The organism is Allobosea sp. TBD101 (genome assembly GCF_059817965.1).
The window spans coordinates 4,118,503-4,142,071 of record NZ_CM187543.1 but is presented as its reverse complement, the minus strand read 5'-3'; the positions used below and the strand labels follow the sequence as shown (position 1 = coordinate 4,142,071).

28 protein-coding genes are annotated in these 23,569 nt (G+C 66.9%); 16 read left to right on the top strand and 12 right to left on the bottom strand.

The genetic code is table 11. The annotated features are described in order from the left end of the window. Nucleotides 1-116 precede the first annotated feature (116 nt). The 3 genes from AC6RIC_RS20225 (at nt 117) to AC6RIC_RS20215 (ending at nt 1,896) form a co-directional block, all read left to right on the top strand. Nucleotides 117-533 (top strand): Ros/MucR family transcriptional regulator, encoded by a 417-nt coding sequence (locus tag AC6RIC_RS20225; protein ID WP_454657823.1) that lies wholly within the window; start codon nt 117-119, stop codon nt 531-533. Nucleotides 534-736: 203 nt separating this feature from the next. Next, nucleotides 737-1,105 carry a helix-turn-helix domain-containing protein gene (locus tag AC6RIC_RS20220; protein ID WP_499733674.1) on the top strand — a complete coding sequence of 123 codons (369 nt, stop codon included), beginning with the start codon at nt 737-739 and terminating at the stop codon, nt 1,103-1,105. Next, entirely contained in the window at nt 1,102-1,896 is a 795-nt protein-coding gene (locus AC6RIC_RS20215) for a DUF6456 domain-containing protein (RefSeq protein ID WP_499733673.1), read from the top strand. The genes AC6RIC_RS20220 and AC6RIC_RS20215 overlap by 4 nt, the downstream gene beginning before the upstream one ends. 6 nt (nt 1,897-1,902) lie before the next feature. On the opposite strand, the gene AC6RIC_RS20210 is transcribed toward AC6RIC_RS20215, so the two are convergent. Further along, a complete protein-coding gene (locus AC6RIC_RS20210) occupies nt 1,903-2,331 on the bottom strand; it encodes a SufE family protein (protein WP_499733672.1) in 429 nt (142 codons plus the stop codon). A gap of 40 nt (nt 2,332-2,371) precedes the next feature. Then, on the bottom strand, nt 2,372-2,641 hold the full coding sequence (locus AC6RIC_RS20205; RefSeq protein WP_499733671.1) for a hypothetical protein: 270 nt from the start codon (nt 2,639-2,641) through the stop codon (nt 2,372-2,374). Nucleotides 2,642-2,966: 325 nt separating this feature from the next. On the opposite strand from AC6RIC_RS20205, the gene AC6RIC_RS20200 reads away from it, so the two are divergent. Genes AC6RIC_RS20200 through AC6RIC_RS20190 form a run of 3 tightly spaced genes read left to right on the top strand, consistent with a single transcriptional unit; the run spans nt 2,967 to nt 5,699 of the window. After that, a complete protein-coding gene (locus AC6RIC_RS20200) occupies nt 2,967-4,775 on the top strand; it encodes a PAS domain-containing sensor histidine kinase (RefSeq protein ID WP_499733670.1) in 1,809 nt (602 codons plus the stop codon). Nucleotides 4,776-4,790: 15 nt separating this feature from the next. Beyond that, entirely contained in the window at nt 4,791-5,348 is a 558-nt protein-coding gene (locus AC6RIC_RS20195; protein ID WP_499733669.1) for a hypothetical protein, read from the top strand. Between the two features lie 15 nt (nt 5,349-5,363). Beyond that, nucleotides 5,364-5,699: a DUF1491 family protein gene (locus AC6RIC_RS20190; protein WP_454657816.1), complete on the top strand. Its 336-nt coding sequence runs from the start codon at nt 5,364-5,366 to the stop codon at nt 5,697-5,699. Nucleotides 5,700-5,723: 24 nt separating this feature from the next. Here the strand turns inward: AC6RIC_RS20190 and AC6RIC_RS20185 are convergent, their stop codons facing one another. Then, nucleotides 5,724-6,857: a DUF2336 domain-containing protein gene (locus AC6RIC_RS20185; RefSeq protein ID WP_499733668.1), complete on the bottom strand. Its 1,134-nt coding sequence runs from the start codon at nt 6,855-6,857 to the stop codon at nt 5,724-5,726. A 168-nt stretch (nt 6,858-7,025) separates the two neighbouring features. Between AC6RIC_RS20185 and AC6RIC_RS20180 the strand changes: the two genes are divergently transcribed. After that, a complete protein-coding gene (locus AC6RIC_RS20180) occupies nt 7,026-7,235 on the top strand; it encodes a hypothetical protein (protein WP_454657814.1) in 210 nt (69 codons plus the stop codon). Continuing rightward, nucleotides 7,232-7,993, top strand: coding sequence for a hypothetical protein (locus AC6RIC_RS20175; protein WP_499733667.1), 762 nt, complete (start codon nt 7,232-7,234; stop codon nt 7,991-7,993). The genes AC6RIC_RS20180 and AC6RIC_RS20175 overlap by 4 nt, the downstream gene beginning before the upstream one ends. 151 nt (nt 7,994-8,144) lie before the next feature. Here the strand turns inward: AC6RIC_RS20175 and AC6RIC_RS20170 are convergent, their stop codons facing one another. The 3 genes from AC6RIC_RS20170 to AC6RIC_RS20160 all read right to left on the bottom strand — a co-directional run bounded on the left by AC6RIC_RS20170 (nt 8,145) and on the right by AC6RIC_RS20160 (nt 11,776). Beyond that, nucleotides 8,145-8,777, bottom strand: a complete 633-nt coding sequence (locus AC6RIC_RS20170; protein ID WP_499733666.1) for a DUF1254 domain-containing protein — start codon at nt 8,775-8,777, stop codon at nt 8,145-8,147. Then, a complete protein-coding gene (locus tag AC6RIC_RS20165; protein WP_499733665.1) occupies nt 8,774-9,349 on the bottom strand; it encodes a DUF1214 domain-containing protein in 576 nt (191 codons plus the stop codon). The genes AC6RIC_RS20170 and AC6RIC_RS20165 overlap by 4 nt, the downstream gene beginning before the upstream one ends. A gap of 204 nt (nt 9,350-9,553) precedes the next feature. Next, nucleotides 9,554-11,776: a transglycosylase domain-containing protein gene (locus tag AC6RIC_RS20160; RefSeq protein WP_499733664.1), complete on the bottom strand. Its 2,223-nt coding sequence runs from the start codon at nt 11,774-11,776 to the stop codon at nt 9,554-9,556. A gap of 239 nt (nt 11,777-12,015) precedes the next feature. On the opposite strand from AC6RIC_RS20160, the gene AC6RIC_RS20155 reads away from it, so the two are divergent. The 7 genes from AC6RIC_RS20155 to AC6RIC_RS20125 all read left to right on the top strand — a co-directional run bounded on the left by AC6RIC_RS20155 (nt 12,016) and on the right by AC6RIC_RS20125 (nt 19,156). Then, nucleotides 12,016-12,510, top strand: a complete 495-nt coding sequence (locus AC6RIC_RS20155; protein WP_499733663.1) for a YcgN family cysteine cluster protein — start codon at nt 12,016-12,018, stop codon at nt 12,508-12,510. Between the two features lie 381 nt (nt 12,511-12,891). Continuing rightward, complete coding sequence (gene ppdK / locus AC6RIC_RS20150) at nt 12,892-15,576, top strand: pyruvate, phosphate dikinase (protein WP_499733662.1); 2,685 nt, start codon at nt 12,892-12,894, stop codon at nt 15,574-15,576. Nucleotides 15,577-15,585: 9 nt separating this feature from the next. Further along, nucleotides 15,586-16,296, top strand: a complete 711-nt coding sequence (locus tag AC6RIC_RS20145) for an HAD family hydrolase (protein WP_454657807.1) — start codon at nt 15,586-15,588, stop codon at nt 16,294-16,296. Nucleotides 16,297-16,525: 229 nt separating this feature from the next. Further along, complete coding sequence (locus AC6RIC_RS20140) at nt 16,526-16,735, top strand: cold-shock protein (protein ID WP_454657806.1); 210 nt, start codon at nt 16,526-16,528, stop codon at nt 16,733-16,735. A gap of 281 nt (nt 16,736-17,016) precedes the next feature. Next, the gene (locus tag AC6RIC_RS20135) at nt 17,017-18,531 is read left to right on the top strand and encodes a DEAD/DEAH box helicase (RefSeq protein ID WP_454657805.1); all 1,515 of its coding nucleotides are present in this window, start codon (nt 17,017-17,019) and stop codon (nt 18,529-18,531) included. 80 nt (nt 18,532-18,611) lie between these two features. After that, entirely contained in the window at nt 18,612-18,881 is a 270-nt protein-coding gene (infA, locus tag AC6RIC_RS20130) for a translation initiation factor IF-1 (RefSeq protein ID WP_061964687.1), read from the top strand. 8 nt (nt 18,882-18,889) lie between these two features. Further along, the gene (locus AC6RIC_RS20125) at nt 18,890-19,156 is read left to right on the top strand and encodes a hypothetical protein (protein WP_454657804.1); all 267 of its coding nucleotides are present in this window, start codon (nt 18,890-18,892) and stop codon (nt 19,154-19,156) included. A 240-nt stretch (nt 19,157-19,396) separates the two neighbouring features. Here the strand turns inward: AC6RIC_RS20125 and AC6RIC_RS20120 are convergent, their stop codons facing one another. The 3 genes from AC6RIC_RS20120 to AC6RIC_RS20110 all read right to left on the bottom strand — a co-directional run bounded on the left by AC6RIC_RS20120 (nt 19,397) and on the right by AC6RIC_RS20110 (nt 21,616). Further along, on the bottom strand, nt 19,397-19,990 hold the full coding sequence (locus AC6RIC_RS20120; protein ID WP_454657803.1) for a hypothetical protein: 594 nt from the start codon (nt 19,988-19,990) through the stop codon (nt 19,397-19,399). Between the two features lie 907 nt (nt 19,991-20,897). Then, nucleotides 20,898-21,491 carry a hypothetical protein gene (locus tag AC6RIC_RS20115; protein ID WP_499733661.1) on the bottom strand — a complete coding sequence of 198 codons (594 nt, stop codon included), beginning with the start codon at nt 21,489-21,491 and terminating at the stop codon, nt 20,898-20,900. Then, nucleotides 21,488-21,616 (bottom strand): hypothetical protein, encoded by a 129-nt coding sequence (locus AC6RIC_RS20110; RefSeq protein WP_499733660.1) that lies wholly within the window; start codon nt 21,614-21,616, stop codon nt 21,488-21,490. Before AC6RIC_RS20110 ends, AC6RIC_RS20115 begins: the two co-directional genes overlap by 4 nt. Before the next feature lie 113 nt (nt 21,617-21,729). Here AC6RIC_RS20110 and AC6RIC_RS20105 point away from each other — a divergent pair, with 113 nt between their 5' ends. Then, nucleotides 21,730-22,074 carry a hypothetical protein gene (locus tag AC6RIC_RS20105; RefSeq protein ID WP_499733659.1) on the top strand — a complete coding sequence of 115 codons (345 nt, stop codon included), beginning with the start codon at nt 21,730-21,732 and terminating at the stop codon, nt 22,072-22,074. Nucleotides 22,075-22,105: 31 nt separating this feature from the next. On the opposite strand, the gene AC6RIC_RS20100 is transcribed toward AC6RIC_RS20105, so the two are convergent. Genes AC6RIC_RS20100 through AC6RIC_RS20090 form a run of 3 tightly spaced genes read right to left on the bottom strand, consistent with a single transcriptional unit; the run spans nt 22,106 to nt 23,474 of the window. Beyond that, the gene (locus tag AC6RIC_RS20100) at nt 22,106-22,426 is read right to left on the bottom strand and encodes a signal recognition particle (protein ID WP_499733658.1); all 321 of its coding nucleotides are present in this window, start codon (nt 22,424-22,426) and stop codon (nt 22,106-22,108) included. Beyond that, nucleotides 22,426-22,770 (bottom strand): hypothetical protein, encoded by a 345-nt coding sequence (locus AC6RIC_RS20095; RefSeq protein ID WP_499733657.1) that lies wholly within the window; start codon nt 22,768-22,770, stop codon nt 22,426-22,428. Before AC6RIC_RS20095 ends, AC6RIC_RS20100 begins: the two co-directional genes overlap by 1 nt. Nucleotides 22,771-22,781: 11 nt before the next feature. Continuing rightward, entirely contained in the window at nt 22,782-23,474 is a 693-nt protein-coding gene (locus AC6RIC_RS20090) for a S24 family peptidase (RefSeq protein ID WP_499733656.1), read from the bottom strand. Nucleotides 23,475-23,569 lie beyond the last annotated feature (95 nt).

Sequence of the window (23,569 nt, the reverse complement as noted above, 5' to 3'; positions counted from 1 at the left end):
GATTCTGAGCCGATGGTGCTTGACCCATTATTGGCAATATTGATCAGGCTATCGGATACGAGGCGGTGGACGATCAGCGCAGAACGCTACCAAGAACGATAAGGAGAGACATCGCCATGGCTGATAATGAGGGCGCTGATTTCATTGAGCTGACGGCGGATATCGTTTCCGCTTACGTCTCCAACAATTCGGTGCCGGCCTCCGACCTGCCGGCTCTGATCAGCGAAGTACACTCGGCGTTGAGCCGCGTGATCGGCGGCGCTGCACCGGTGGTGCAGGTCGAGGCTCCCAAGCCTGCCATTCCCGTCAAGAAGTCGATTACGGCCGATTACCTGATCTGCCTGGAAGACGGAAAGAAGTTCAAGTCGCTGAAGCGGCACCTGCGCACGCAGTACAACATGTCGCCCGAGCAGTATCGCGAGAAGTGGGGCCTGCCGCCGGACTATCCGATGGTCGCGCCGAACTATGCCGAGGCACGCTCTCAGCTTGCGAAGAAGATGGGCCTGGGCCAGCAGCGCCGCAAGCGCCGCTGAGCAACTGGCCGGCGCCGAATGGACGCGCCACCCTGAAGAAAAAAGCCGCCGATGATCTCGGCGGCTTTTTTCTTGCGCATCTCGCGCGCACGGCAGCGGCGGGGATAAAACCGGGTCCGGGCTTGTCAGTCGAGTTATAAGAATATAATCCTATTAGCGCGAGGCTTCCCGGAAAGGCGGGTGGCGCTGGATAGGAACATAACATGAACATATCGCGTGACCAATCGCAACCGATCCTGCGAGCGACCGCCGGGGCGCGACTGGCGGAAGTGGCGACCGTCGCCGCGATCCGCATTCCCCTGGTCGGTCTGCGGGCTGCGAGCCGGGGCCGGAAACCGATCGCGCTGGCCCGGCAGACGGCGATGTATCTGGCTCATGTCGCCTTCGGGCTCAGTCTCACCCGCGTCGGCATCTGTTTCGGCCGGGACCGCACGACCGTGCGCCACGCCTGCGCGCTGATCGAGGATCGCCGCGACGATCCAGCCCTCGAATTCGGTCTGGCCGCTCTGGAGGCCGCGCTTCTGGCGGCGATGGCGAGGCTGGTCGAACCGCCTGCGGAGGCCTGCCGATGACCGCCGGGATCGCAGGCAATGAGGGCGCTCGCCTTCTGAAGCACCTTGCCGGGCCTGGATGCTACGGCCTGGTTTCGCCCTTGGGCTGCGGCCGCATCGCGCTGTTCCGGACGGTGAACGGCACGAGCCTGGGCGCCGGCTATGTTGCTGCGGAAACGGTGCAGGCCCTCGAGGCCGAGGGGCGCGTGTCCTGGGCGCGGGACGAAAAGCCGGCACGGCTCGGGCTCGCTCCATCCGTTTCGGGCGCTTCGGCTGTAGAGAAGGCGCGATCCGGGGCTGCAGTGCGGTCTGCTCCCGTCGTGGACGACCGCGAAAGCCCGCTGCTCTGGCTGTATCGCCGCCCCGGAAAAGACGGCAGGCCGCAGATCAGCAGCGAGGAATTCGCGGCGGGCGAGCGCTTCCGGGCCGATATCACCCTGGCCGGCATGTTGCCGCGCGTGACGATGAACTGGGACGCGGCGCTCTCGCCGGAGCCGGCCGTAACCGGGCCGCGCGATGTCGCAGGCTCCTCCGACACCGCGCTCGCGGCGCGTCAGCGTGTCAGGCTGGCTTGCGACAGGCTGGGGCCTGAGCTGTCAGGTCTCGCGATCGATATCTGCGGCTTTCTCAAGGGGCTCGATCTCGTCGAGAAGGAGCGTCGCTGGCCGCCGCGCTCGGCCAAGGTCGTGCTGCGGGTCGCGCTGGCGGCACTGGTGACGCATTACGGCCTTGACCGCCGTGCCCGGCAGCAGGGAATGCGGAGCTGGCAGGCGGCCGATGCCCGGCCGCACGAATTCCCGGCATCCGGCTGAAAGCGCTCAGGCGGCGACTGCAGCCTGAGCGTCGCGCTTGATCCGGTCGATCATGGCCCGCACGCCGTTCGAGCGCTGCGGCGTGAGATGGGCGGCAAGGCCGAGGCGCTCATAGATGGCGAAGGCATCGGTCGCGAGGATGTCGGAAGCCTCCCGCCCGGAGAAGATCGCCAGCGCCAGCGCCACCAGCCCGCGCACGATATGGGCGTCGCTGTCGCCGACGAAGCGAAGCCGGGTCTGCGGGCCGCTACCGCCTGCGCGATGGGATACGAGCCAGACCTGGCTGGCGCAGCCGCGCACCTTGTTGGCGTCGATATGCGCGTCATCGGGCAGGGGCTCCAGGCTCTTGCCGAGTTCGATGAGATAGCGATAGCGATCGTCCCACTCGTCGAGCAGTTCGAAATTCGCGACGATGTCGTCGAGGCTTGTGGTCATGTCCGGCCTCTTCCCGCGATTGCGGGGGAGCGTCAAGCATTCAGCGCTGAGGCGTCGGCTTACCGATCACGGCCGTCGCCGCGGCGTTCAGGATGCGCTCGCGCAGGACCGGGTCCATCCCTGCCAGGATTTCGGCGGCCTCGCGCGCGGCCGTCAGGCTGCCAGCCACGCTGCGCGCCTCGGTCCGGATGGTCTCTGCGGCCTGCCGTACGGCCTGAGGCGGGGCGTCGTCGGCCGGTTTGCCACTGTGCACCGGCGAATTCACGGCGATCAGGCCGATGATCGCGATCTTGCGCAGCAGGTGGGCCATCTCTGTCTCCGTCGCTGGCGCCTTCCTGTGCGCCGCGACGACAACCTAGCCCGGGATCTCGAAAAATCGCGTCATTCCAAACGCTCAAATGCGAGTCGAATACCGCAGGTGATCTTCAGTTTCCATTCACCTTGCCGCGAACATCGCCGGCCGTCGGAAAATCGATCGCATTTGAGATAACTATATGAAAAATATTAGAAAAATCTAACAGGTCGATCTGGCGGGCGCTTTCGTCCGCCTTCGCCTTAAGCCCCGCTTAAACCGACCATGGCGAGATGCGCCAAGCGGATGGGGGTATCCGCGAGAGTAAGGCGTTGCGTTCCGTATGGCGATCACGGCACTGAGGACACAGGCGGCGGCACTGGTGCATGCATCGGTGCAGTCGAACCCGGCGGAAAGGCAGCGTCACGAACGTTTCGTTCTGTCGCGCCTGCTCGTCGGCGCAGGCATGCTCGGCCTCGCTCCGGCCTATCTGGCCTGGCGCGGCGCACCCGGCGCCTTCGAGGCCGCCATGATCGTCGCCGCCGCGCTTGCGGTTTTCTCCGTCGCGCTGGTTGCCCGCACTGGCCGTCTCGATGCGGCGCATGCGCTGTCCTCCGCTGCGCTCTCTCTCTTCATCGTGGCGCTGGCCGGCGCGACCGGTGGCATGTCCTCGCCCCTGCTGCTCTGGCTGGCGGTCGTGCCGGTCGAGGCGGCGCTTTTCGGTTCGCGCGGCTTCATGCTGCGGGCCGGCTGGATCGCAGTGGGCGCGCTGTTCGCCGCCATCGGATTGCAGTCGCTCGGTCTGTTCGCCGAAGCCTCGCCATGGACAGGTGAAGCGATGCCGCTTCTGGCGATATCCGCGCTCGTCCAGGCTCTGGTGGTGACGGCTGTCCTGCTGCGCCGGCGCCATGCCGAGGAGCGCGTGCAGCGCGTCTCGGATGCGCGCTCGCAGCTTCTGCTCGATCATGTCGGCGATCTCGTCACCTGGCACGATGCCGGCGGTGCGGTCGTCTTCGCCAATGCCGCGGCGCGCACGCTGGCCGGCGCCGACCCGCGCGAACTGCTCGGGCGCGGCTTGTTCGAGCGCGTCCACATCGCCGACCGGCCGCTTTTCCTGAAAGCCCTGAGCGATGCCGCTCATGGCGAGGAGGGGGTGACCGCCTGTTTCCGGACGCTCTTCGTGCCGTGCGAGGGCGCCGGCGAGAGCCGCCTACCGGTTTCGCTCTGGCTGGAGATGCAGGCCTGCCGTGTCGCGGGTGCCGCTGCCGCGGACGGTGCCGCCGTCGTCTGCGTGATGCGCGACGTGACGGCGCGTCGCGCCACCGAGGAAGCTCGCGAGCGCGGCCATGCCGAGGCGCTGCGCGCGAACGACGTCAAGGGCCAGTTCCTGGCGACGGTGAGCCATGAATTGCGCACGCCGCTCAATGCGATCATCGGCTTTTCCGAGATGCTGAGCGCCGAGGACAATGGCTGGCTCGATGCGCAGAAGCGCCTGGAATACGCGCGCATCATCCACGCTTCCGGCCATCACCTGCTCGATGTCGTCAACACATTGCTCGACATCTCGAAGATCGAGAGCGGCGCCATGACCATCGAGCGCGAGCCGCTCGACCTTGCCGCGATGGCGCAAGACTGCTGCACGCTGATGGCGCTGCGGGCCGAAACCGGCGGCATCGCGCTGGAGCGCGTGGTCGGCCCGGGCCTCCCGGCGGTGGAAGGCGATCGGCGTGCGTTGAAGCAGGTCGTGCTCAACCTGCTCTCGAACGCCATCAAGTTCACCCCGGCCGGAGGGCGCGTGACGCTCGCCGTCGTGCGCGACGGCGACACGATCGACCTCTCCGTCTCCGATACCGGCATCGGCATCGCCGCCGCCGACCTGCCCCGGCTGGGCGATCCCTTCTTCCAGGCCAAGGGCGCCTATGACCGGGCCCATGAAGGCACCGGCCTCGGCCTGTCCGTGGTGCGCGGCCTCGTTGGCCTGCATGGCGGCCGCCTGACGGTCGAGAGCGCGCCGGGCATCGGCACGCGTGTCTCCGTCCGCTTGCCGGTTGGCGGCATGCAGGGCGTCGAACAGCCTGCCAAGATCGTGACTTTCGCCCGAGCTCCCCGCCGGGGTCTCGACACCAAAGAACCTCTCCGCCTGACCGCCTGAAGACGAGCTGACGCAATGTCCGTGACCATGGCCGCCCGCGCCCATTCCGGCGCCTCCCTGTCCGCTCCGGTGCGCCGCGCCCAGCCGGCGCGCCGCAAGACATCCTGGCTCGGCCGGGTCGCCCGCATTGCCGGGCAGCGGCCGGGCAGGGCGCTGGTCCTGCTGGCTTTCGGCATCGTCTCCGTCGCCATCGTCGCCAATGCGCTGATGTTCCAGAAGGCGCGCCATCCGGCTCCGATGCTCTCCGCTCCCGCGCCGGTCTCGCAGTCGCGGGCCGCCGCCGAGCGCCGCGCCGAGCCTGCGCCTGCTCCGGTCGTCGAGGCACCGGCGGCACAGCCGATCCGGCCGCCGGCGCGCCCGACCGATCTTTCGCAGACGCAGGCCGCCCGTGAGGCGCAGCCCCGTCCGCCGGCTGCCGTCCCGGCTGCGCCGCGCGCCGCCGCCCCGGCTCCTGCGCCCCGCGCTGCCGCCGCTCCCGCGCGTGATCCGATCGCGGATCTGATCAATGGTGACCTGCGCCCGCCGGCGGATGTCAGGTCCGCCAACCGTTCCGCCGCAACACCGCGTACCTGATCGGCGGCGCCGGAGATGGCGCGCCTGACCAGCGACTTCTGGGTTTCGGCTTATCTGCGGCAGGCAGCTTTCGACGGCCTCGTTGCCGTGCTGCGCCGCCGCGGCGCGCGCGAGGCGGGCGCCATCTTCGTCAAGCTCGACCGGCTCGACGGCACTGCCGCGCTCTACGGCCCGGCACCGCAGGCGCTGGCCGAGGACGATGGCGAGCGTCGCTTCCAGCTCCTGCTCGATGCCGATCCGCTGGCGATCGAGGACCGTGTCGAGCGTGAATTGCGCTTCGATGGCGATCTCTGGCTGGTCGAGATCGAGAACCGCGCCGGCGACCCGAGACTCGCGCTCGTCGAGGCCTGATACGGCCTGCCTGAGCGCGCCTGCTCAGCCGCGCTCGCGCTTCGCCCCGATCTTTCCGAGGACGTCCGACATCGCCGGTTGCGCTTCCGGCCGGACATGGCCGGCGCGCGATGGCGTGCCGCTCGGATCCATCGCCGGCAGGTGCTGGCCCCGCCGCTGCGGCGTGGCTACCCCCGTGCCGGCGATATGCATCGCCAGGCGGAAGGCGATGGCGGGCCTTACCGAGCGCATCAGCGTGACCAGTGCGAAGATGCGCTCGACCGAATGGGCGGCATCGTCGCCGAGCCGGATCAGGAAGCGCGTCGCTTCCTCGATCGTGGTGCCGCTCGCGGTCAGCGCGAGCGCCGCAAGATCCCGCGACGCGTCGCCGGCCATCGCAGCCGCAAGAGCTTTGCCGCCGCCGAGATGGTCGGCGATGGCGGAGAAGGCGGCGTCACGATCCTCGGCGGCAAGGTCGAGCCAGCCGGCAAAAGCCGGACCGGACAGGGCCGGGCGCCTGTCGCTGGGGTGCAGTGCTTCGCGCGCCATCAGCGATTCGAGGATCGCAAGGCGTCGTTCCGCACCGGCATGCAGGAAAAGCGGCGCGAGTTCCATGTTGGACAGGTCGGGACGAGCGAGCAGGCCGGGCCGATAGGCGGGCTCGATTCGCGCCCGCGCGATCAGCAGGTCTACGGCGGCGCGCGGCATCGGGGCGTTGTGATTGGCGATCAGGGCGAGGTCGAGCTCGCGCCGTTCGTTCGCGACGAGCATGGTGACGGCCTGGGCGGTGAGGTCGGACCGAACGGCCAGCGCCGCGCGCATCGCCTCGTCTCCGGTCTCGACGAGACGCTCGATCTCCGCTTCCGGAACGGGCATCCCATGGCGCAAAAGCGCGGCCAGCACGAGCCCGCCCTTGGCGGCGAGTCCGGCGAGAACCGGCGCGGGCGTATGGGCCCAGCCGGCGAGCTTGCGCGCCAGGATGAGGGCGGTCGCCTCGTCGATGCCGGGCAGCAGCGCCTCGGCCATCTCGCTGAAGGCAGCCAGATCGCCGGAAGAGGGGCGCGGCGTCGAGAGCAGGAGATCGGCTTTGACCCGCAACGAGATCGGGCTGAGGTCGAGCCCGCCCTCACGCGCCAGGCGCGCGAGATCGGCGAGTTCCTTGGAAACGGATGCGGGCATGGCAGGCTCGGGCTGGAAAACCGATGGTGGAGCAGCATTAATCCCCGACCGTTAAGGCTGCGTTAACCATGTCCGGGCCTGATGGGCTTGCGGGGCCTGCGACCTGGTGCTGCCCGCACCTCGCCGATTCTCGCGTTGCAACTCTGGCGCTGGATAAGGAGGCGCATCATGGCCGTCGTCATCCCCTTTGCGCCGCAGCGGCGCCCGCAGCCGGCTTCGGCATGCTCCCTCCCGCCGCAGACGGCAGACATCTTGTTCTTCACGGGCGTCCGCTACGAGCGCGCGCCCGAGGCCCGGCCGCCGGCCGCGAAGGCCTCCACCGGCACACGGCCGCGCAAGGTCGCTGCGCGGAAAAGCGCCCGCAGGCAGCCTGCGTGACACAAGGGCCGTCCAAGCTGCTGCTCGCCATGCTGGCGGCCGTGGCCGTTTCGGCCTGCACCGCCACGACCGGCGATCTCGGCCGGCCGCGGCCGACGGTGTGGTCGCAATTGATCGCGCCCGAAACCGGCTTCTGGTCCGCGACCGCGCGCGGCGAACAGGCATCCTATTTCCGCCTGACCGACGACGAGGAGCAGATGCGCGACCGCGCCTGGCGCTTCGTTATGCCGTCCAGTCCCAACAGCGTCTTCCAGGGTGAAGTTTCCAATCTCGCCCATGCCCGCATCATGCCTGTCGCGGCCCAGTCGACCGATTTTTCCGACTACTTCCGCGGGTTGACCTCGATATCCTTCGCCTCGCAGGCCTCGCGCTACAACCGGCTGGCCGAGGATGCCAATGCCGACCGCCTGCTGATCGGTCCGTTCCGCGCCAACGCGGGGCGCGTCGTGAACATGGACCGGGTCCGGATACGGGCCGCCGAGGGTTCCCCCGATGTGCCCGTCGACAAGCAGGCTCCTGCTTATGCGCGCGTCGTCGAGAACGAGGGGCTGGTCTTCTGGGTCTGCGAACGCGTCGATTTCCGCATCCGAAGCTACCGCTACGCGCTGGCCAATCTCGTCGTCGAGATGCCGTCGCGCGAAGCCGTGAAGGCCGAGCGTGCGATCATGGCGCTGGAGATGGAAGCCAAGCCGCTCTGCCAGATGCAGCTCAACGGCGCCTTCGGCGAAGGCAAGCGCCCGGTCGTCTACAAGGGGTAAGAGCTGCGTGATGACTCGCGGAAACGCGCCGTCATCCCGGGCTTGACCCGGGATCCATTCCGGAGCGCCGGCGATCGAGGTTCAGGCATGGATCCCGGATCTCCGCTGCGCTACGCCCGGGATGACACGCGCCTGAAAATCGAAAACCGCTTCAATTCGCCAGCCCGCAGGCGACGCCCGTCGCGAGCGCCTCCGCATCGGCCCTGTCCGAGGGCAGGCGCAGCAGCACGCGGGCGACGATCAGGCCCTGTTCGGTATCGGAGACGATGCGCAGCTCGCGGCTGGTTTCGCCCTCTTCGTCGGCGGCGATGCGCTCGTCGCGCTGCGCTTCGGTCATCACCAGGAACTCGAGCGTGCCGCGGATCGCAGCCCGGTCGGTGATGGCATAGAGCACGCCGCCGCCCTGGCGATGCAGCGTCAGGCCGAGCAGCAACGTGCCGGTGCGGGCGACAATCCGCATCGGCCCAGTCGAGAGATCGTAGCTGCAGATGGCGGTGACGACATTGGGATCGGCTTCTCGCAGGGCAGGCAGGCCGCGGGCATTGCCGGGGGAGGGGGCGATTTCGGCATGACCTTCGGTGCCGAGCTCGCGATAGGCATGGGCGGCGTCGCGCTGCGAGAGCGCCGGGATCGCCAGCACGGTGACGATATGCACGATCGCCGCGAGGATGAGCCCGGCCAGCGTCGCCATGACGAAGCGCGTGAACCCCGCGCGCAGGCGCTGCCGCCAGCCGGCGAAGAGCGCGCCGCGTCGTTCCGGTGGATCGTGGCTGACGGCGCTCATCGGCAGTCGACGCGGGTGATGCGCGGCAGGTTGCCGGCCCGCGTCTCGCCGGTTTGGCTGGAGATCGGCGTATCGTAGAGCCGCAGGCGGATCTGGAAGCGCCCGCTCGCCGGCAGCGGCAGCCAGTTGCCGGCCTCCGGCGTGGACGAGGCGAGAATGGCCAGGCCGCCATCCTCGGGGCGGACGATCTCCGAATCGGTAAAGCTCGTGCGCTCCAGCGGCAGGCGGAAAGGCAGGCCGTCACCATCGCTGATGCCGATGGTCCAGCCGCGCGCCGTCGGCGTCGCGCCGGAGAGCCTGTAGCGGCAGCGCCCGTCCAGTGCTTGCCCTGCACCGTCCCGCTCGGCGATCAGCTCAAGCCCCTCGCCGGAGCCGAACGGCAGATGGACGCCGCGGGCGAGATAGGCGCGCATATAGGGGTCGACCTCGCGGCTGCCGCTGCGTGGCCAAGCCGTCCAGGCGCCGACCTCGACCCGGCCGATCGCGGAACGTCCGGCCACCGCCCAATGGGCGGAGCCGAGGCCAAGTCCGGCACCGAGCGCGAGGATATAGGCGAGGTCGAGAATCCGCACGCTGTCCTTCCGCCTGGGGGCCGCTGATTGTCTACAGAAACACACCGTCATCCCGGGCTTGACCCGGAATCCATTCCGGAGCGCTTCCGGTCAAGGTTCGGGCATGGATCCCGGATCTCCGCTACGCTCCGTCCAGGATGACCCACGCCTCCATGACAAGGGAGAGTTGACCGTCCGCACCCGCTATCGTCAACCGCCTGCGCTTCAACGCACCCGCGGTTCGTTGCCCGCGATCTCGCGGATGCCGACCTGCACGGGGCGGCTCGCGACGCGCCGCGGCTCCACGGATTTGAACATCGACCCGACCGCCGAGAGCACCTCGAAGGACTGGCGCGGCATATGGCCGGCGCCGGGGCCGGATGCTGGGCCGGCAGGCGTCGTGGTGGTGCCGGCCTTGGCGACCGCTGCTCCCTTGGGATCGGCCGCCGGCACGCCCGGAATCGGCTTCAGCTCCAGCCCCTGATGGGCGAACTGCATGATCTCTTTCCAGGTCATCGCGGGCAGCGAGCCGCCGGTCATGTTCGCGGTCTCGGCCGAATTGTCGTTGCCGAACCAGACCGCGCCGACGAGATTGCCGGAATAGCCGACATACCAGGCGTCCTTGTAGCCGTTGGTGGTGCCGGTCTTGCCGGCGGTGACGACGCCGTCGAGTGCGGCGCGCCGGCCCGTGCCCTCGGTCGGCACCTTGGAGAGCATGAAGTTCATGTCCTGCGCCACCTGCGGGCTCAGCACCTGCTTCGGTTCCGGCTCGTCGCGGTCGTGACGGTAGATCACCTCGCCCTGCGAATTGGCGATCTCGATCGCGGCATAGGGCTTGGCCCGGCGCCCGCCATTGGCGAGGGCGGAATAGCCGGCGGCCATGTCGATGACGGTGACCTCGCCCGCGCCGATCGGCAGCGAGACGGTGTCGGTGAGTGGCGTGGTCAGGCCCATGGCATGGGCCGTCTCGATGATCTTCTTGCGGCCGATGGTGGCTGCGCGTGCCTCATGCGTCTCGCCGGTGGCGCGGCCGATGGCGATCGACATCTGGACGGGGATGGTATTGATCGACTTCGCCAGCGCGACCGTTAGCGGCATCGAGCCGGCATAGGAGCGTCCGTAATTGTTCGGGCACCAGTTGCCGATGCAGACCGGCCGGTCGGTGACGATCGTGCTCGGCTTGTAGAGCCCGGCCGAGAGCGCGGCGGCATAGACGAAGGGTTTGAACGAGGAACCCGGCTGGCGCTGGCCGGCGGTCGCCCGGTTGAACTGGCTCGCGCCGTAGTCACGGCCGCCGACGATGGCGCGCACGGCACCGTCCGGGTCCATCACGACGGTTGCCGCCTGCCTCACCCGATAGGCCGGGCCATGCTGGCGCAGGATCGTCTCGATTGCCTCGTCGGCGCGTTGCTGGATCGCGGAATCATGCGGCGTCTTCACCGTCAGCACGCGGTCGGCGCCGAGCTTGCCTTCTGAAGCGAGCTCCTTCATCGCCTCGAAGGCCCAGTCGAGATAGTAGTCGGGGCTGGAATCGCGCTTGCGGTCGATCGGCGTTGCCGGGTTGCGCTTGGCGCTGTCGACCTGGCCGGCCGTCATGAAGCCGGCATCGACCATGGCGTTGAGCACGTCGTTGGCGCGCGCGCGGGCGGCCGGCAGGTTGACGTGAGGAGCATATTTCGTCGGCGCCTTGAACAGGCCGGCGAGCATCGCGGCCTCGGCCAGCGAAACGTCCCTTACGGACTTGCCGAAATAGTACTCCGCCGCCGCCGCCGCGCCGAAAGTGCCGCCGCCCATATAGGCGCGGTCGAGATAGAGCTTGAGGATCTCGTTCTTGGTCAGCCGCGTCTCCAGCCACAGCGCCAGGAAGGCTTCCTTGATCTTGCGATCGAGCGAGCGCTCGTTGTTGAGGAAGAGGTTCTTGGCGAGCTGCTGGGTGAGGGACGAGCCACCCTGGACGACGCCGGACGCGCGCGTATTGACCAGCAGCGCCCGCGAGGTGCCGATCAGGTCGATGCCGAAATGGTCGTAGAAGCGCCGGTCCTCGGTGGCGAGCACGGCCTTGAGCAGATGGTCCGGCATCTCCTCCAGCTTCAGCGAATCGTCGTGCCGTGCACCGCGATGGCCGATCGGCGCGCCGTAGCGGTCGAGGAAGGTGACGGCGAAGACCTGGTTCCTGAGGGCCTCGTCATTGCCGATCCGAAAGGCCGGCAGGGCCAGAGCCAGTACGAAGATGGCGCCAACGATGCCGATATTCAGGCCCTCGCTGGCGAACTCGACGGCGAGGCGCTTGCCGCCGGTGACGGTCAGGCGGTCGGCGACGCTGCGGATGCGCTCATGGATTTCGCCGGCACGGCGCCCGGCGCCCCACAGGCCGGCGTCCAGCCATGAATCGGCGGCCAGCGCGAAGCGCTTCAGCCGCGTCCTCCAGCCCGCCTTCCTGAACTCCATGGCCGTTCCCGGCTTCCCGAATGGCCCCGACGATAAGTCCTGCCGCGTGCTTGCTGTCTTGGCAACAGGAGAGCGCCCGGTAATGGAGACATAGGCGTGCCCCGCGCCCGGATAAGAGGCGAGGTGGTAAATTCCATCGGGGCGAGCAGGACATGCGCCGGGGCGGTTGTCCCGTTTCGATACGCAAGCCGAGCGGGAATGGCCTTCCATCTTCGCGCCGGCGGGCGCATAAGCCTGCCATGACGCAGATCCCGCCGAAACAGCAGCCGTTCTGGCTGACGACGCCGCTGGAGGCGATGTCGACGGAGCAATGGGAATCGCTCTGCGACGGCTGCGGCCGCTGCTGCCTCGTCAAGCTCGAGGACGAGGATACCGGGCGCATCTTCGCCACCGATGTCGGCTGCCGCCTGTTCGAGGCCGGCACCTGCCGCTGCCGGGATTATCCGAACCGTTCGCAGAAGGTGCCGGACTGCGTGACGTTGACGCCGGAGGAGGTGCGCACGCTGCCCTGGCTGCCGCCGACCTGCGGCTATCGCCTCATTGCCGAAGGCAAGGACCTGCCCTGGTGGCATCCGCTGGTCTCGGGCGATCCCGAGACGGTGGTCGCGTCCGGCGTCTCCGTGCGCGGCCGAGTCTTCGCCAATGAGGACGAGGTGCCCGAGGAGGAGGTCGCAGAGCGCGTCGTCAACTGGCCGCTGCGCTGGCCCCGGGCTGCACGGGGGAAGGGCGCCTAGCTAGTGTGGGCCATCGCTGGATCGATCCGGGTCGGAACCAACCTTGTCATTCCGGGGCTTCGCGCAGCGAAGAACCCGGAACCCACGACTGGGTGGGTCTTGAATTACGCAGCATCGACTGTCTCACCCGGTCGTGGGTTCCGGGTTCGCGCCTGCGGCGCGCCCCGGAAGGACAAGGGAAGATGGCTCGAAGCCGCTGCGATCGGGTGCTATTGCGCTGCATCAGTCGATGCTGCACACGCTCATTGATTGTTCATGTCGTTTTGGGCATGAGCGCCTCATCCCAGCGGTCGATGACCATGAGTCATTGGCGGCACGCACACGAAATTTTCGCGCCGGCGCGGCGTTTGCCTCGTCCGGTTGAACAGAAGAGGCTATGTGATGGCAGGCGGGAAGTGGGTTTACACCTTCGGCGACGGCAAGGCCGAGGGTGAGGCGGGAATGAAGAACCTGCTCGGCGGCAAGGGTGCGAACCTCGCCGAGATGAGCAATCTGGGCCTGCCCGTTCCGCCCGGCTTCACCATCACCACCGAGGTCTGCACGGCCTATTACGACAACGGCAGGAGCTTCCCGGCCGAGCTCGACGGGCAGGTCAAGGCCGCGCTCGCCGGCATGGCCAAGCTCACGGGTAAGACCTTCGGCGACCCCGCCAATCCGCTTCTCGTCTCGGTCCGTTCCGGCGCGCGCGCCTCGATGCCGGGCATGATGGACACTGTCCTCAATCTCGGCCTCAACGACGAGACGGTCGAGGCCGTCGCCAAGGCCTCGGGCGACGAACGCTTCGCCTGGGACAGCTATCGCCGCTTCATCACCATGTATTCCAATGTCGTGCTCGACGTGGACCACGGCCTCTTCGAGGAGGCGCTGGAGGACTACAAGGAGCGCAAGGGCCTCCATCTCGATACCGACCTCAAGGCCGCCGACTGGAAGGTGCTGGTCGGCAAGTACAAGGAGATCGTGAAGAAGGAGCTGGGCTCCGACTTCCCGCAGGAGCCGGAAAAGCAGCTCTGGGGCGCTGTCGGCGCCGTGTTCTCCTCCTGGATGAATAACCGCGCCATCAAGTATCGCGAGCTGAACAGCATTCCCGCGAGCTGGGGCACGGCGGTCAACGTCCAGTCGATGGTGTTCGGCAATATGGGCGACACCTCGGCGACCGGCGTCGCCTTCACCCGCAATCCCTCGACCGGCGAGAACGCGCTCTACGGCGAGTTCCTGATCAACGCCCAGGGCGAGGACGTCGTCGCCGGCATCCGCACCCCCCAGGACATCACAGAGGCCGCCAGGAAGGAGGCCGGCTCCGACAAGCCCTCGATGGAACGGGAGATGCCGGAGGCCTATGCCGAGCTTTGCCGCATCTACGGCATCCTCGAGAAGCATTATCGCGACATGCAGGACATGGAGTTCACCATCCAGGAGGGCAAGCTCTGGATGCTGCAGACCCGGTCCGGCAAGCGCACCGCCAAGGCGGCGCTCAGGATCGCGGTCGAGCTCGCCAGCGAAGGCCTGATTACGCAGGAGGAGGCGGTCGGCCGCGTCGAGCCCGGCGCGCTCGATCAGCTCCTGCATCCGACCATCGATCCCAAGGCCGAGCGCCGCGTGCTGACCGTTGGCCTGCCGGCCTCGCCCGGCGCCGCCGCCGGCGAGATCGTCTTCAATTCCGATGATGCCGAGGCTGCGAAGAAGGCGGGCAAGAAGGTCATCCTCGTCCGCGTCGAGACCTCGCCCGAGGACATCCACGGCATGCACGCTGCCGAGGGTATCCTGACCTCGCGAGGCGGCATGACCTCGCATGCCGCGGTCGTAGCGCGCGGCATGGGCAAGCCCTGCGTCTCCGGCGCCGGCCAGATCCGCATCGACTACGCCAAGGGCACACTCACGGTCGGGCCGACCACGTTGAAGGCCGGCGATTTCGTCACCATCGACGGCGGCAGTGGCCAGGTGCTGCTCGGCGAGATCAAGATGCAGAAGCCGGAGCTCTCCGGCGAGTTCGCGACGCTGATGGGTTGGGCCGACAAGGTCCGGCGCCTCAAGGTCCGCGCCAATGCCGAGACCCCGGAGGACGCCAGGACCGCCCGCGAGTTCGGCGCCGAGGGCATCGGGCTCTGCCGCACCGAACACATGTTCTTCGACGAGGGCCGCATTCAGGCGGTGCGCGAGATGATCCTCGCCCAGGACGACAAGGGCCGTCGCGCCGCCCTCGCCAAGCTCCTGCCGGTGCAGCGCCAGGACTTCGTCCAGCTCTTCACCATCATGAGCGGCCTGCCGGTGACGATCCGCCTGCTCGATCCGCCGCTGCACGAGTTCCTGCCGCAGGGCGACAAGGAGATCGGCGAGGTCGCGGCCGCGCTCGGCGTCACGTCGGACGCGCTGCGCCAGCGCGCTGCCGAGCTGCACGAGTTCAACCCGATGCTCGGCTTCCGCGGCTGCCGCCTGGCGGTCGCCTTCCCCGAGATCGCCGAGATGCAGGCGCGCGCCATCTTCGAGGCCGCCGTCATCGCCGCCAAGGAGACCGGCAAGCCGGTGATCCCCGAGGTGATGGTGCCGCTCGTCATGGGCAAGCCGGAGCTCGATCTGGTCAAGGGCCGCATCGATGCGATGGCCAAGGCCGTGATCGAAGAGAGCGGCACGAAGATCGACTATCAGGTCGGCACCATGATCGAATTGCCGCGCGCCGCCTTGCGCGCCGCCGAGATCGCGGAGAGTGCCGAGTTCTTCTCCTTCGGCACCAACGACCTGACCCAGACGACGCTCGGCATCAGCCGCGACGACGCCTCCTCCTTCCTCGGCTCCTACACCGCCAAGGGCCTGCTCGATGCCGACCCCTTCGTCACTATCGATCAGGACGGTGTCGGCGAATTGGTGAAGCTCGCCGCCGAACGCGGCCGCAAGACGCGTTCCGGCATCAAGCTCGGCATCTGCGGCGAGCATGGCGGCGACCCCGCCTCGATCGGCTTCTGCGAGAGCGTCGGGCTCGACTACGTCTCCTGCTCGCCCTTCCGCGTGCCGATCGCCCGCCTCGCCGCCGCACAGGCGGCGCTCGGCGCGATCAAGCCGAAGGATGGCTGAGAACCGGTCATGGCATCGAAGCTGACCACCATCGGCTTCGATGCCGACGACACGCTCTGGCAGAACGAGCAGTTCTTCCGGATGACGGAGGATCGCTTCGTCGCGCTGCTTGGCGAGCATGGCGAGGCGGCCGAGATTTCCGGGCGCCTGCTCGAAGCCGAGAAGCGCAATCTCGGTTTCTACGGCTTCGGTATCAAGGGCTTCGTGCTCTCGATGATTGAGACGGCGATCGAGATCACGCGCGGGCAGGTCCCGGCTGCCGTGATCGGAGAGATCCTCGCTGCCGGGCGCGAGATGGCGGCTCATCCGGTCGAGACGTTGCCGCATGTCCAGGAGACGCTTGCGGTACTCTCCGGCGATTACCGGCTGGTGCTGATCACCAAGGGTGATCTCTTCGACCAGGAGCGCAAGCTCGCCCAGTCCGGTCTCGGCGACTTCTTCCACGCGGTCGAGATCGTCAGCGACAAGAAGCCGGAGACCTACGGCCGCATCTTCGCCCGTCATGGCGACGGGGCAGGGCGGGCGATGATGGTCGGAAACTCCCTGAAATCCGACATCCTGCCCGCGCTGGAGGCCGGTTCCTGGGCTGTCCATGTTCCGCATGAACTGACCTGGGTGCTGGAACATGCCGAGGAGCCGGCGGGGCATGATCGCTATCGCAGGATCGGCGATCTCGGCGGGCTCACTGAAATCCTGCGGGAGCTCGGCCCAGCCAAGTGATTGCGGCGGGCCTGGGAGGCCCTTGCTGGACGGTTCTTGCATTTCGTGCTATCCGCACCGATGTATGACGAGATGCGGCCGGGTTCTGGCCAATCCTCCGCGCGGGTAATCCGGTCGGCGGGCACGATTCAGATCCACCACACATCGCTACAAGACCACTGCAAGGCGTCCGCGCGTCGAGCTCTGGGTCGCAACGATACGCGGATCTGAAACGTAAGGATTCCATGCCATGGAAAAAGGCACCGTGAAGTGGTTCAACTCCACCAAGGGTTACGGCTTCATCACCCCTGAGAACGGCGGCCAGGACGTGTTCGTCCACATCTCCGCTGTCGAGCGCGCGGGTCTCCGCGAGCTGCGCGACGGCCAGGTCGTCTCCTACGAACTCGTTGCCGATCGCAAGACCGGCAAGACCTCGGCCGGCAACCTCGTCGTCGCCTGAGCTGATACCGATCGACCGGGAGAGCCCGGATCATCGCGCGTCCGATAGGACGCGGCCACGATGATCGATCTCTTAGTTATCGCATCGAAGTTCTCCGAAAAGTGGAACCCACTTTTCGGTCCGGTGCTATAGCGGCCCCGGTCCACGACAAGCCTGCCGGCGCTGTGGCTAGCGGTTCGCCGGCAGGTCCGACTATTTTTGAATTCAGGCCGGATGCGAGCCTGCGGCGCAGCCGAAACCCACATGCGCCCCTCGCATCGCGGCGTCCGGAAAGATCCTTCTTGACCAAGTTTACCGATCTCGGCCTCGCCGAGCCCCTTCTCAAGGCGCTCGCGGCCGAGGGCTATGAAACGCCGACGCCGATCCAGGCGCAGGCGATCCCCCATATTCTGCAGGGCCGCGACCTCCTCGGTGCCGCCCAGACCGGCACCGGCAAGACGGCTGCCTTCTCGCTGCCGATGCTGCATCGGCTGCTCGCCAAGCCGCGCCAGATGCCGGCCCGCTCGGTGCGCGCGCTCATCCTGTCGCCGACGCGTGAGCTCTCGGCCCAGATCGAAGCCAGCATCCGCACCTACGCCCGCTACACCTCGCTGAAATCGACGGTGATCTTCGGCGGCGTGCCCGTCGGCAAGCAGATCCGCGCGCTCGGCGAAAAGGTCGATATCCTCGTTGCTACGCCCGGCCGGTTGCTCGACCTCGTCGACCAGCGCGCCGTCTCGCTGCGCGAGATCGAGTTCCTCGTCCTCGACGAGGCCGATCAGATGCTCGACCTCGGCTTCATCCATGCGCTGCGCCGCATCGCGACCCTGATCCCGAAGGAGCGCCACACGCTGCTCTTCTCGGCGACCATGCCGAAGCCGATCCGCGAGATCGCCTCCGCCTACCTGACCGATCCGGTCGAGGTCGCTGTGGCACCGGTCGCGACCACCGCCGAGAAGATCGACCAGCGCGTCATCTTCACGGAAGCTCACGACAAGCCGGCGCTGCTGGCGAAGACGCTGAACGTGCCCGAGCTGGAGCGCGCCATCGTCTTCACCCGCACCAAGCACGGCGCCGACAAGGTCGTGCGCCAGCTCGGCACGTCCGGCATCGAGGCGGCCGCGATCCACGGCAACAAGAGCCAGAGCCAGCGCGAGCGGGCGCTCGGCGCCTTCCGCGACGGTTCGCTCCGCATCCTCGTCGCGACCGACATCGCCGCGCGCGGCATCGATGTCGACGGCATCAGCCATGTTGTGAATTTCGACCTGCCGAACGTGCCCGAGACCTATGTCCACCGCATCGGCCGCACGGCACGCGCTGGCGCGTCGGGCCTCGCCATCGCCTTCTGCACGCCGGAAGAGCGCGGCGATCTCGCTGCCATCGAGAAGCTGACCAAGGTCGCGATCACTCCGATCGGCGCCGTTCCTTACTGGGACGGCCGCACGCCGAAGAAGCCGCCGCAGAACCAGCGCGGTGGCGGGCGTGGCCAGCAGCAGAACGGTGGCGGACGTGGCGGTCCAGGCCGCCCGCAGGGCCAGCAGGCTCGTCCGCAGGGCCAGCAGGCTCGCCCGCAAGGGCAGCAGCAGCCGCGCGGCGGCAAGCCCGGCGAGGGCGGCCAGCGCAACCAGCCTGCCAATGGCGGCCAGCGTCAGGAGCGTCACGAGCGCCCCCGTCATCCCGAGCGCGGCCCGCGTCCTGAGCAGGCGGCGCAGCGAAAAGACGGCGTTTCCGCAAAAGAAGGGCTTGGCGGCGTCGCGTTCTTGCAGCAAAGAACACAGCAACCACGCACCAACGGCGCCCGGCGGCGCGCGCGCTGACGCGCGATCGACCAGAACCAGGGGCGAGCCTCTTTGAAGATGGCTCGCCCACGCGCCCTAGGGCTCACGAAGGACGACAGATGGCGAAAGAAGAACTGCTTGAATTCGACGGCACCGTGGTCGAAGTGCTCCCGGACGGCAACTACCGGGTGAAGCTCGACAACGAGCACATCATCCTGGCCTATGCGGCCGGCAAGATGAAGAAGAACCGCATCCGCACCATCGCGGGCGACCGTGTCATCGTCGAGATGTCGCCTTACGATCTCGATCGCGGCCGCATCAACTTCCGTCAGAAGACGGCTGGTCCGGCTCCGGGCGGTCCGCCGCGCCAGAACTTCCGCCGGCGCTGATAAGAGCGATGCGCCCGTCGCGAAGCGAGCTGCTGTTCGTCGCGCTGGGCGCCGCTCTCGGCGCTGTCGTCGCCTGGGCGGTTCGGGCCGGCCTCATCGCCCCGGACGGAGCCCTGCCGCCCTTCGCCATCGTGCTGTTCGGGCTGGGGATCGTCGAATTGCTCGTCGGCTTTGCGACGGGGCGCCCTCCGGGCTCATTGGTCGGCATGCCCGTCCGCTTCCTCGCCTTCGCGGTCGGTGTCTGCATCCTGCTGCTCGGCGGCAGGATCGCCTGAAGGGCGAGCCACACCTCTCCCCGTGCGTCGTGCTCCGGCTTGACCCGGGCATCGCGTGACCGAGGACGCTCCGGCGCCGCTGTCTTCTCGACATCCTCGGATTTGCGCTCCGCTGCGCCCGAGAGTGGCGCGATCCTTCCATCAGAAAACCGCCCAAGAAAAAACCCCGGCGCGAGGCCGGGGTGAAAGTGGTCGTTCCGTGGTAAAAAAGGGTCTGCGTGAAACTCTGTCCCGGTCCGCTCAGTAGCGGGAGCGGGACCAATACTGCGAGCCGGGGCTGACCATCACCTGGCGCTGCCGTGTCTCGTAGACGGCGGGGATCTCTTCCCGCACCACCTGGGTCGGACGCACCATCACCTGGCGCTGACGCTGTGTGTAGACGGCCGGGACCGTCTCGTAATCGATGGTGGCCGGAGAAACCTCGACGCGGCGGCTCTGGTAGCCGTAGCGGGCGGGCACATCCACCCAGCAGCCGACCGTGTTGCCATAAGCGTCGCGGGTCACTTCCCAGCGGCGGGTGGCGGCCGAGATCATCACCTTTTCGGTCACCGTCTCGTAGACGGCGGCGCGGTGGTGCGGGATGCGGCGCTCAGGGGCGATCATCACGTTGTCGGTGACCGTCTCGTATTCGGCCGGGACGACGCGGCGCTGAACCTGGGCCGGACGGACCTGGTAGGTTTCGTTGATCGAGCCGTAGACCGGCGGCGTATTCACGAGGTTGTAGCAGGCGGAGCCGCGGCAGCCGCCACCGGCCTGGGCGACCGAGGCGCCGAGCACGAGCGCGGCTGCGAGGCTGGAAGCGGCGATGACCCCTGAGGAAAGCGAGCGCACCATGTTGGACCTGACCTGTCGGTTTCGGCGCCAGGCGCCGTTCGTTGGGGACAGGAAGCCTGCTGGAAGTGATGAACGCAAGGTAAACGCTAAAACAAGGTAAAATTAACCAATTCGGTGCTGGCGCGCGTATTCACGCAGATTGCACTCAAGCTAATGAGAACGTTCTATTTTTAGAGATTTGAATGCCGGCTGTCCAAGCAGCGGAGAAGGCCTGTCTTCTTAACGGCTGGGATCGCTGCTGGAAGCACATCCCTTGCTGCCGAACCCTTCGAACGCAGGATGCGGGCCGCGCAGAGTTCGCTACGACATATGCGAGGCGCGGCTCGGCTCATGCCGAAGCCCGCCGGCCGGTTCGATGCCGGGCAGGATCGTCGGGCGCACCTTCCGGAAGGTTACATGGGCGATATCAAGGACAACGCGTTCATCGCGCTCTATCTGGGCCTGACTGCGGTCGTGACGCTCGGCTGGGTCGGCGTCGTCGGTTACGGCGTCTGGCATTTCCTGTTCGGGTAGCGGTCGCGCCGGCCTGCCGCTTCAGGGAGGATGAGACCGCAGGCGTTCTGCCGCGTGTGACACGAACAATCACATGGCAATGAGGCGGGATTAACCGGGACTATCCGGGATCAGGCGGAAAGCGGCGGCGCTGCAAGCACTTAGGCGGGGCGCAGCGCGGCATTCATTGCCATTTGATCCTTCGCGGATTTCGAGGCCCGAAAGCCAGAAAGGCAGAAGGCCAGAAATCGCGGCTGCCGCTAACCCCTTGAAATCCCGTCCCGGCGCCGCGCGGAACTGTCACGATTTGCCCCGATTGCGCAGGTCGGCATGACAGTTGCGAAAAGCCTCGCGTTTTCAATCCCATGGCTCAAGAGAACGGGCATCATGCCCATTCTCGAACTGTCATGCTGAATCAGCGCTGCCGGAACCGTTCCACCGCCCGCCGCGCCAGCTCGTCTTCATCCTCCGCCACGAGCGCGTAGCTCGCGACGAGGTAGGCCATGCGTGCTCGTTCGAGCTCGTGCTTCTCCTCCGGGATCGACGGAGCGACCTCGGCCCAGGCCTTGTCGAGCGCGCCCTGCGCCCGCGCGACATCGGCGGGATCATTGAATGTCGAGAACGGAATTTTCCAGGCCTCCTTGAACGGTCTGGTTGTATCAATCGCCTTCCCGCCGGTCACCATTTCGATGGCATAGAGCGACGCTTTGGCGCGGCGCTCCAGCTCCTTGCTGCCGGGCTGGTCGAGGGCGAGGCCGTAGGGGCTGACAGGCTTGTCGACGCGCCGGCCGCCGCAATCCATCGCGAAGGCATCGGCAGTCCGCGCATCGAGGAAGCACCAGCTCATGAGGCCGCCTTTGTTCGTCGTCACATGGTCGAACCAGGCGGCCCAGCGATACATGATGGCGGCAGCGGCGTGCAGGCCGCCGAGCGGCACGACGATCTCGACCTGGAAGGGATGCGTACGATCGCGCTGCTTGTCGGTGATCTCGCCCTTGCGCCTGGTCACGGCCAGCCCCGGAGCATGAAGCCGATGGCCAGGCCGAAGGCGATGCAGCCCAGATAGAACAGGGCCTCCCAGCGGCCCTGGCGCGTCCGACGCTCATACTCCTCCTGGTTGTCCCCGCTGTTCACCGCCACCTCCGCTCCTGACTCCCGGTGTCATAGAACGCTCTTGAGAACGAAACAAGAACGCGCTTCGATGAGGCTGCCCCAGCGGAAGACTGGGGCGCCAACAGGAGAAAGTCATGAGTAAGGCGAGCCCGGAGCGGGAAACCGTCGCACATCTCACCTATTTCGTCGTCCAGCCCTACAAAGCCGTGAAGGGCTCAAAGGGCAAGATTGCAGCGGAGGAGCCGATCCCGGCGCGGGATCATGACCACGCCATGCGCATGTTCGAACGGTTCAAGGCCGTGCGCGTCGGCGTCGTCGCCTTCCACCGTACGGGGGATCCGGCGACGGGCGAGTACGAGGATGCGGTGATCATCGCCCGTCACGGGACGTTGCCGGCCGAGGTCGACGGCATGAGGGAAGCCACGGACGTCCCGGCCGACAACTGGGATCTCTCGGCTCACGACTTGAAGGTGGCTTGAAAAGGAGGGGCGGCCGACGCGGCCGCCCCGCTCATTTAATGAAGCCGTAGGACTTGGCGACCCTGCGGATCTGGGTGCAATGCGCTGTCTTCGCAGAGGCGCTCATGCTCTTGAGCTGATAGCCGACGCCGCTCGTCTGCAGGTTAAGCTGGCCGGAAAACGCCATGTCGTCGGCGCGGACCTTCTTCTCGATGAAGGCGGCAATCGCGGCTTGGTCGTAAGACAGACTGCACGCCTCCTCGGAGGCGAGCACCGAGCCGAGCTCGTGGGCGAGCTGCATTGATTTGAAGTCCTGCGCGGCGGCGGGCGCGATTAGTAGAATCGCGCCAGTCAGAAAGGCGAGACGCCGCATCACGCCACCGCCGAGGTCGGGCGCTTGCCGAACAGCGCGAGGATACCGCCGATCAACGCCAGCACCATAAAGACCGCGACGAACGTGCCTCCCAAGATGGCCCCTGCAATAGCGCAGACGATTAGCAGCATGCCGGGCCAGCGAGATGTCGCCCCCATGCAGATTGCGCCGAGCACGATCGTCAGGAACGAGAAGGCCACACCTCCCCAACCAAGCTTGACGACAAGTTGGGCGTCCTTCGCCTCAAGAGCGGAGCCCATGCCGCCGACACCCAGCGTCACAAATGCAGCGATGACACCGAAAATTCCGGCGATCAGCGCGATAATTCCCCCTGCCTTCTTCATTGCAGCCCTCCCTAGATTTTTCCACCTGCCCAGACGATCTTGCCCGCGATCCTAAGCGCTTCCGCCTCCGGCGCGGCCAAAGTCTCGGATTCATAGCGCTCATTGTCGCTGATCAACACGATCTTGCCTTCCCAGCCGCGGCCGATGCGCTTGATGCGGACATCCTTGCCGTCGATCAACGAATAGACACCTTCGACGCGCGGGGTCTGGAAACGGGTGTCCAACAGGCAGATCGACCCGTCGCGGATGGTGGGCTCCATGCTATCGCCGCCGAGATCGAGCAAGCGAGCGTAGCTTTCAGGCACGCCAAGCTCGTCGAGCCAGCGCTTCGGGAACGGAACGTAGTCGATCGTCTCGGGGAACGGGTTTTCGATGCCGGGTCCCGCACTCGCAACGACATCGAGTCGCGGGATATGCACCACATCGCTCATGAAGTCGGCCGCAGGCCCTGGCTTAGGCTCTGATGAGCGATCTATCGTCAGAATTGCGGCGTCGGATTCCCCAAAAATGAGGAAGTCGGCCGTTACCCCGCATGCGCGCGCAATTTGGCCGAGGCGAGTTGCCGGTACGTCGGATTCGCCTCGGCAATAGCGATCCAGAGACGCCAGCGGGAAACCGATGATCGGCGCTGCAGCCTCTCGGGTCGAGAACTTACGCTTGATCGCATCGTCAATTCTGATCGCCATCCCTGCGCGGTCGTTCATCAATTTTGCTGCCTGCTGAGGATGATCCTCAGATTTGAGTTGACATTGCCTCTCATATCTGACGATAACATCACAAGTGCCGTCTACATGTGTGG

Excerpts from the sequence above, each read along its gene's own strand:
- AC6RIC_RS20195 (WP_499733669.1), top strand. The coding sequence starts at position 4,791 with ATGTCCGTGACCATGGCCGCCCGCGCCCATTCCGGCGCCTCCCTGTCC.
- AC6RIC_RS20180 (WP_454657814.1), top strand. The coding sequence starts at position 7,026 with ATGGCCGTCGTCATCCCCTTTGCGCCGCAGCGGCGCCCGCAGCCGGCT.
- AC6RIC_RS20125 (WP_454657804.1), top strand. The coding sequence starts at position 18,890 with ATGCGCCCGTCGCGAAGCGAGCTGCTGTTCGTCGCGCTGGGCGCCGCT.
- AC6RIC_RS20140 (WP_454657806.1), top strand. The coding sequence starts at position 16,526 with ATGGAAAAAGGCACCGTGAAGTGGTTCAACTCCACCAAGGGTTACGGC.
- AC6RIC_RS20095 (WP_499733657.1), bottom strand. The coding sequence starts at position 22,770 with ATGAAGAAGGCAGGGGGAATTATCGCGCTGATCGCCGGAATTTTCGGT.
- AC6RIC_RS20100 (WP_499733658.1), bottom strand. The coding sequence starts at position 22,426 with ATGCGGCGTCTCGCCTTTCTGACTGGCGCGATTCTACTAATCGCGCCC.
- AC6RIC_RS20145 (WP_454657807.1), top strand. The coding sequence starts at position 15,586 with ATGGCATCGAAGCTGACCACCATCGGCTTCGATGCCGACGACACGCTC.
- AC6RIC_RS20210 (WP_499733672.1), bottom strand. The coding sequence starts at position 2,331 with ATGACCACAAGCCTCGACGACATCGTCGCGAATTTCGAACTGCTCGAC.
- AC6RIC_RS20170 (WP_499733666.1), bottom strand. The coding sequence starts at position 8,777 with ATGAGCGCCGTCAGCCACGATCCACCGGAACGACGCGGCGCGCTCTTC.
- infA (WP_061964687.1), top strand. The coding sequence starts at position 18,612 with ATGGCGAAAGAAGAACTGCTTGAATTCGACGGCACCGTGGTCGAAGTG.
- AC6RIC_RS20155 (WP_499733663.1), top strand. The coding sequence starts at position 12,016 with ATGACGCAGATCCCGCCGAAACAGCAGCCGTTCTGGCTGACGACGCCG.
- AC6RIC_RS20185 (WP_499733668.1), bottom strand. The coding sequence starts at position 6,857 with ATGCCCGCATCCGTTTCCAAGGAACTCGCCGATCTCGCGCGCCTGGCG.
- AC6RIC_RS20200 (WP_499733670.1), top strand. The coding sequence starts at position 2,967 with ATGGCGATCACGGCACTGAGGACACAGGCGGCGGCACTGGTGCATGCA.
- AC6RIC_RS20190 (WP_454657816.1), top strand. The coding sequence starts at position 5,364 with ATGGCGCGCCTGACCAGCGACTTCTGGGTTTCGGCTTATCTGCGGCAG.
- AC6RIC_RS20105 (WP_499733659.1), top strand. The coding sequence starts at position 21,730 with ATGAGTAAGGCGAGCCCGGAGCGGGAAACCGTCGCACATCTCACCTAT.
- AC6RIC_RS20120 (WP_454657803.1), bottom strand. The coding sequence starts at position 19,990 with ATGGTGCGCTCGCTTTCCTCAGGGGTCATCGCCGCTTCCAGCCTCGCA.
- ppdK (WP_499733662.1), top strand. The coding sequence starts at position 12,892 with ATGGCAGGCGGGAAGTGGGTTTACACCTTCGGCGACGGCAAGGCCGAG.
- AC6RIC_RS20160 (WP_499733664.1), bottom strand. The coding sequence starts at position 11,776 with ATGGAGTTCAGGAAGGCGGGCTGGAGGACGCGGCTGAAGCGCTTCGCG.
- AC6RIC_RS20220 (WP_499733674.1), top strand. The coding sequence starts at position 737 with ATGAACATATCGCGTGACCAATCGCAACCGATCCTGCGAGCGACCGCC.
- AC6RIC_RS20225 (WP_454657823.1), top strand. The coding sequence starts at position 117 with ATGGCTGATAATGAGGGCGCTGATTTCATTGAGCTGACGGCGGATATC.
- AC6RIC_RS20205 (WP_499733671.1), bottom strand. The coding sequence starts at position 2,641 with ATGGCCCACCTGCTGCGCAAGATCGCGATCATCGGCCTGATCGCCGTG.
- AC6RIC_RS20215 (WP_499733673.1), top strand. The coding sequence starts at position 1,102 with ATGACCGCCGGGATCGCAGGCAATGAGGGCGCTCGCCTTCTGAAGCAC.
- AC6RIC_RS20090 (WP_499733656.1), bottom strand. The coding sequence starts at position 23,474 with ATGAACGACCGCGCAGGGATGGCGATCAGAATTGACGATGCGATCAAG.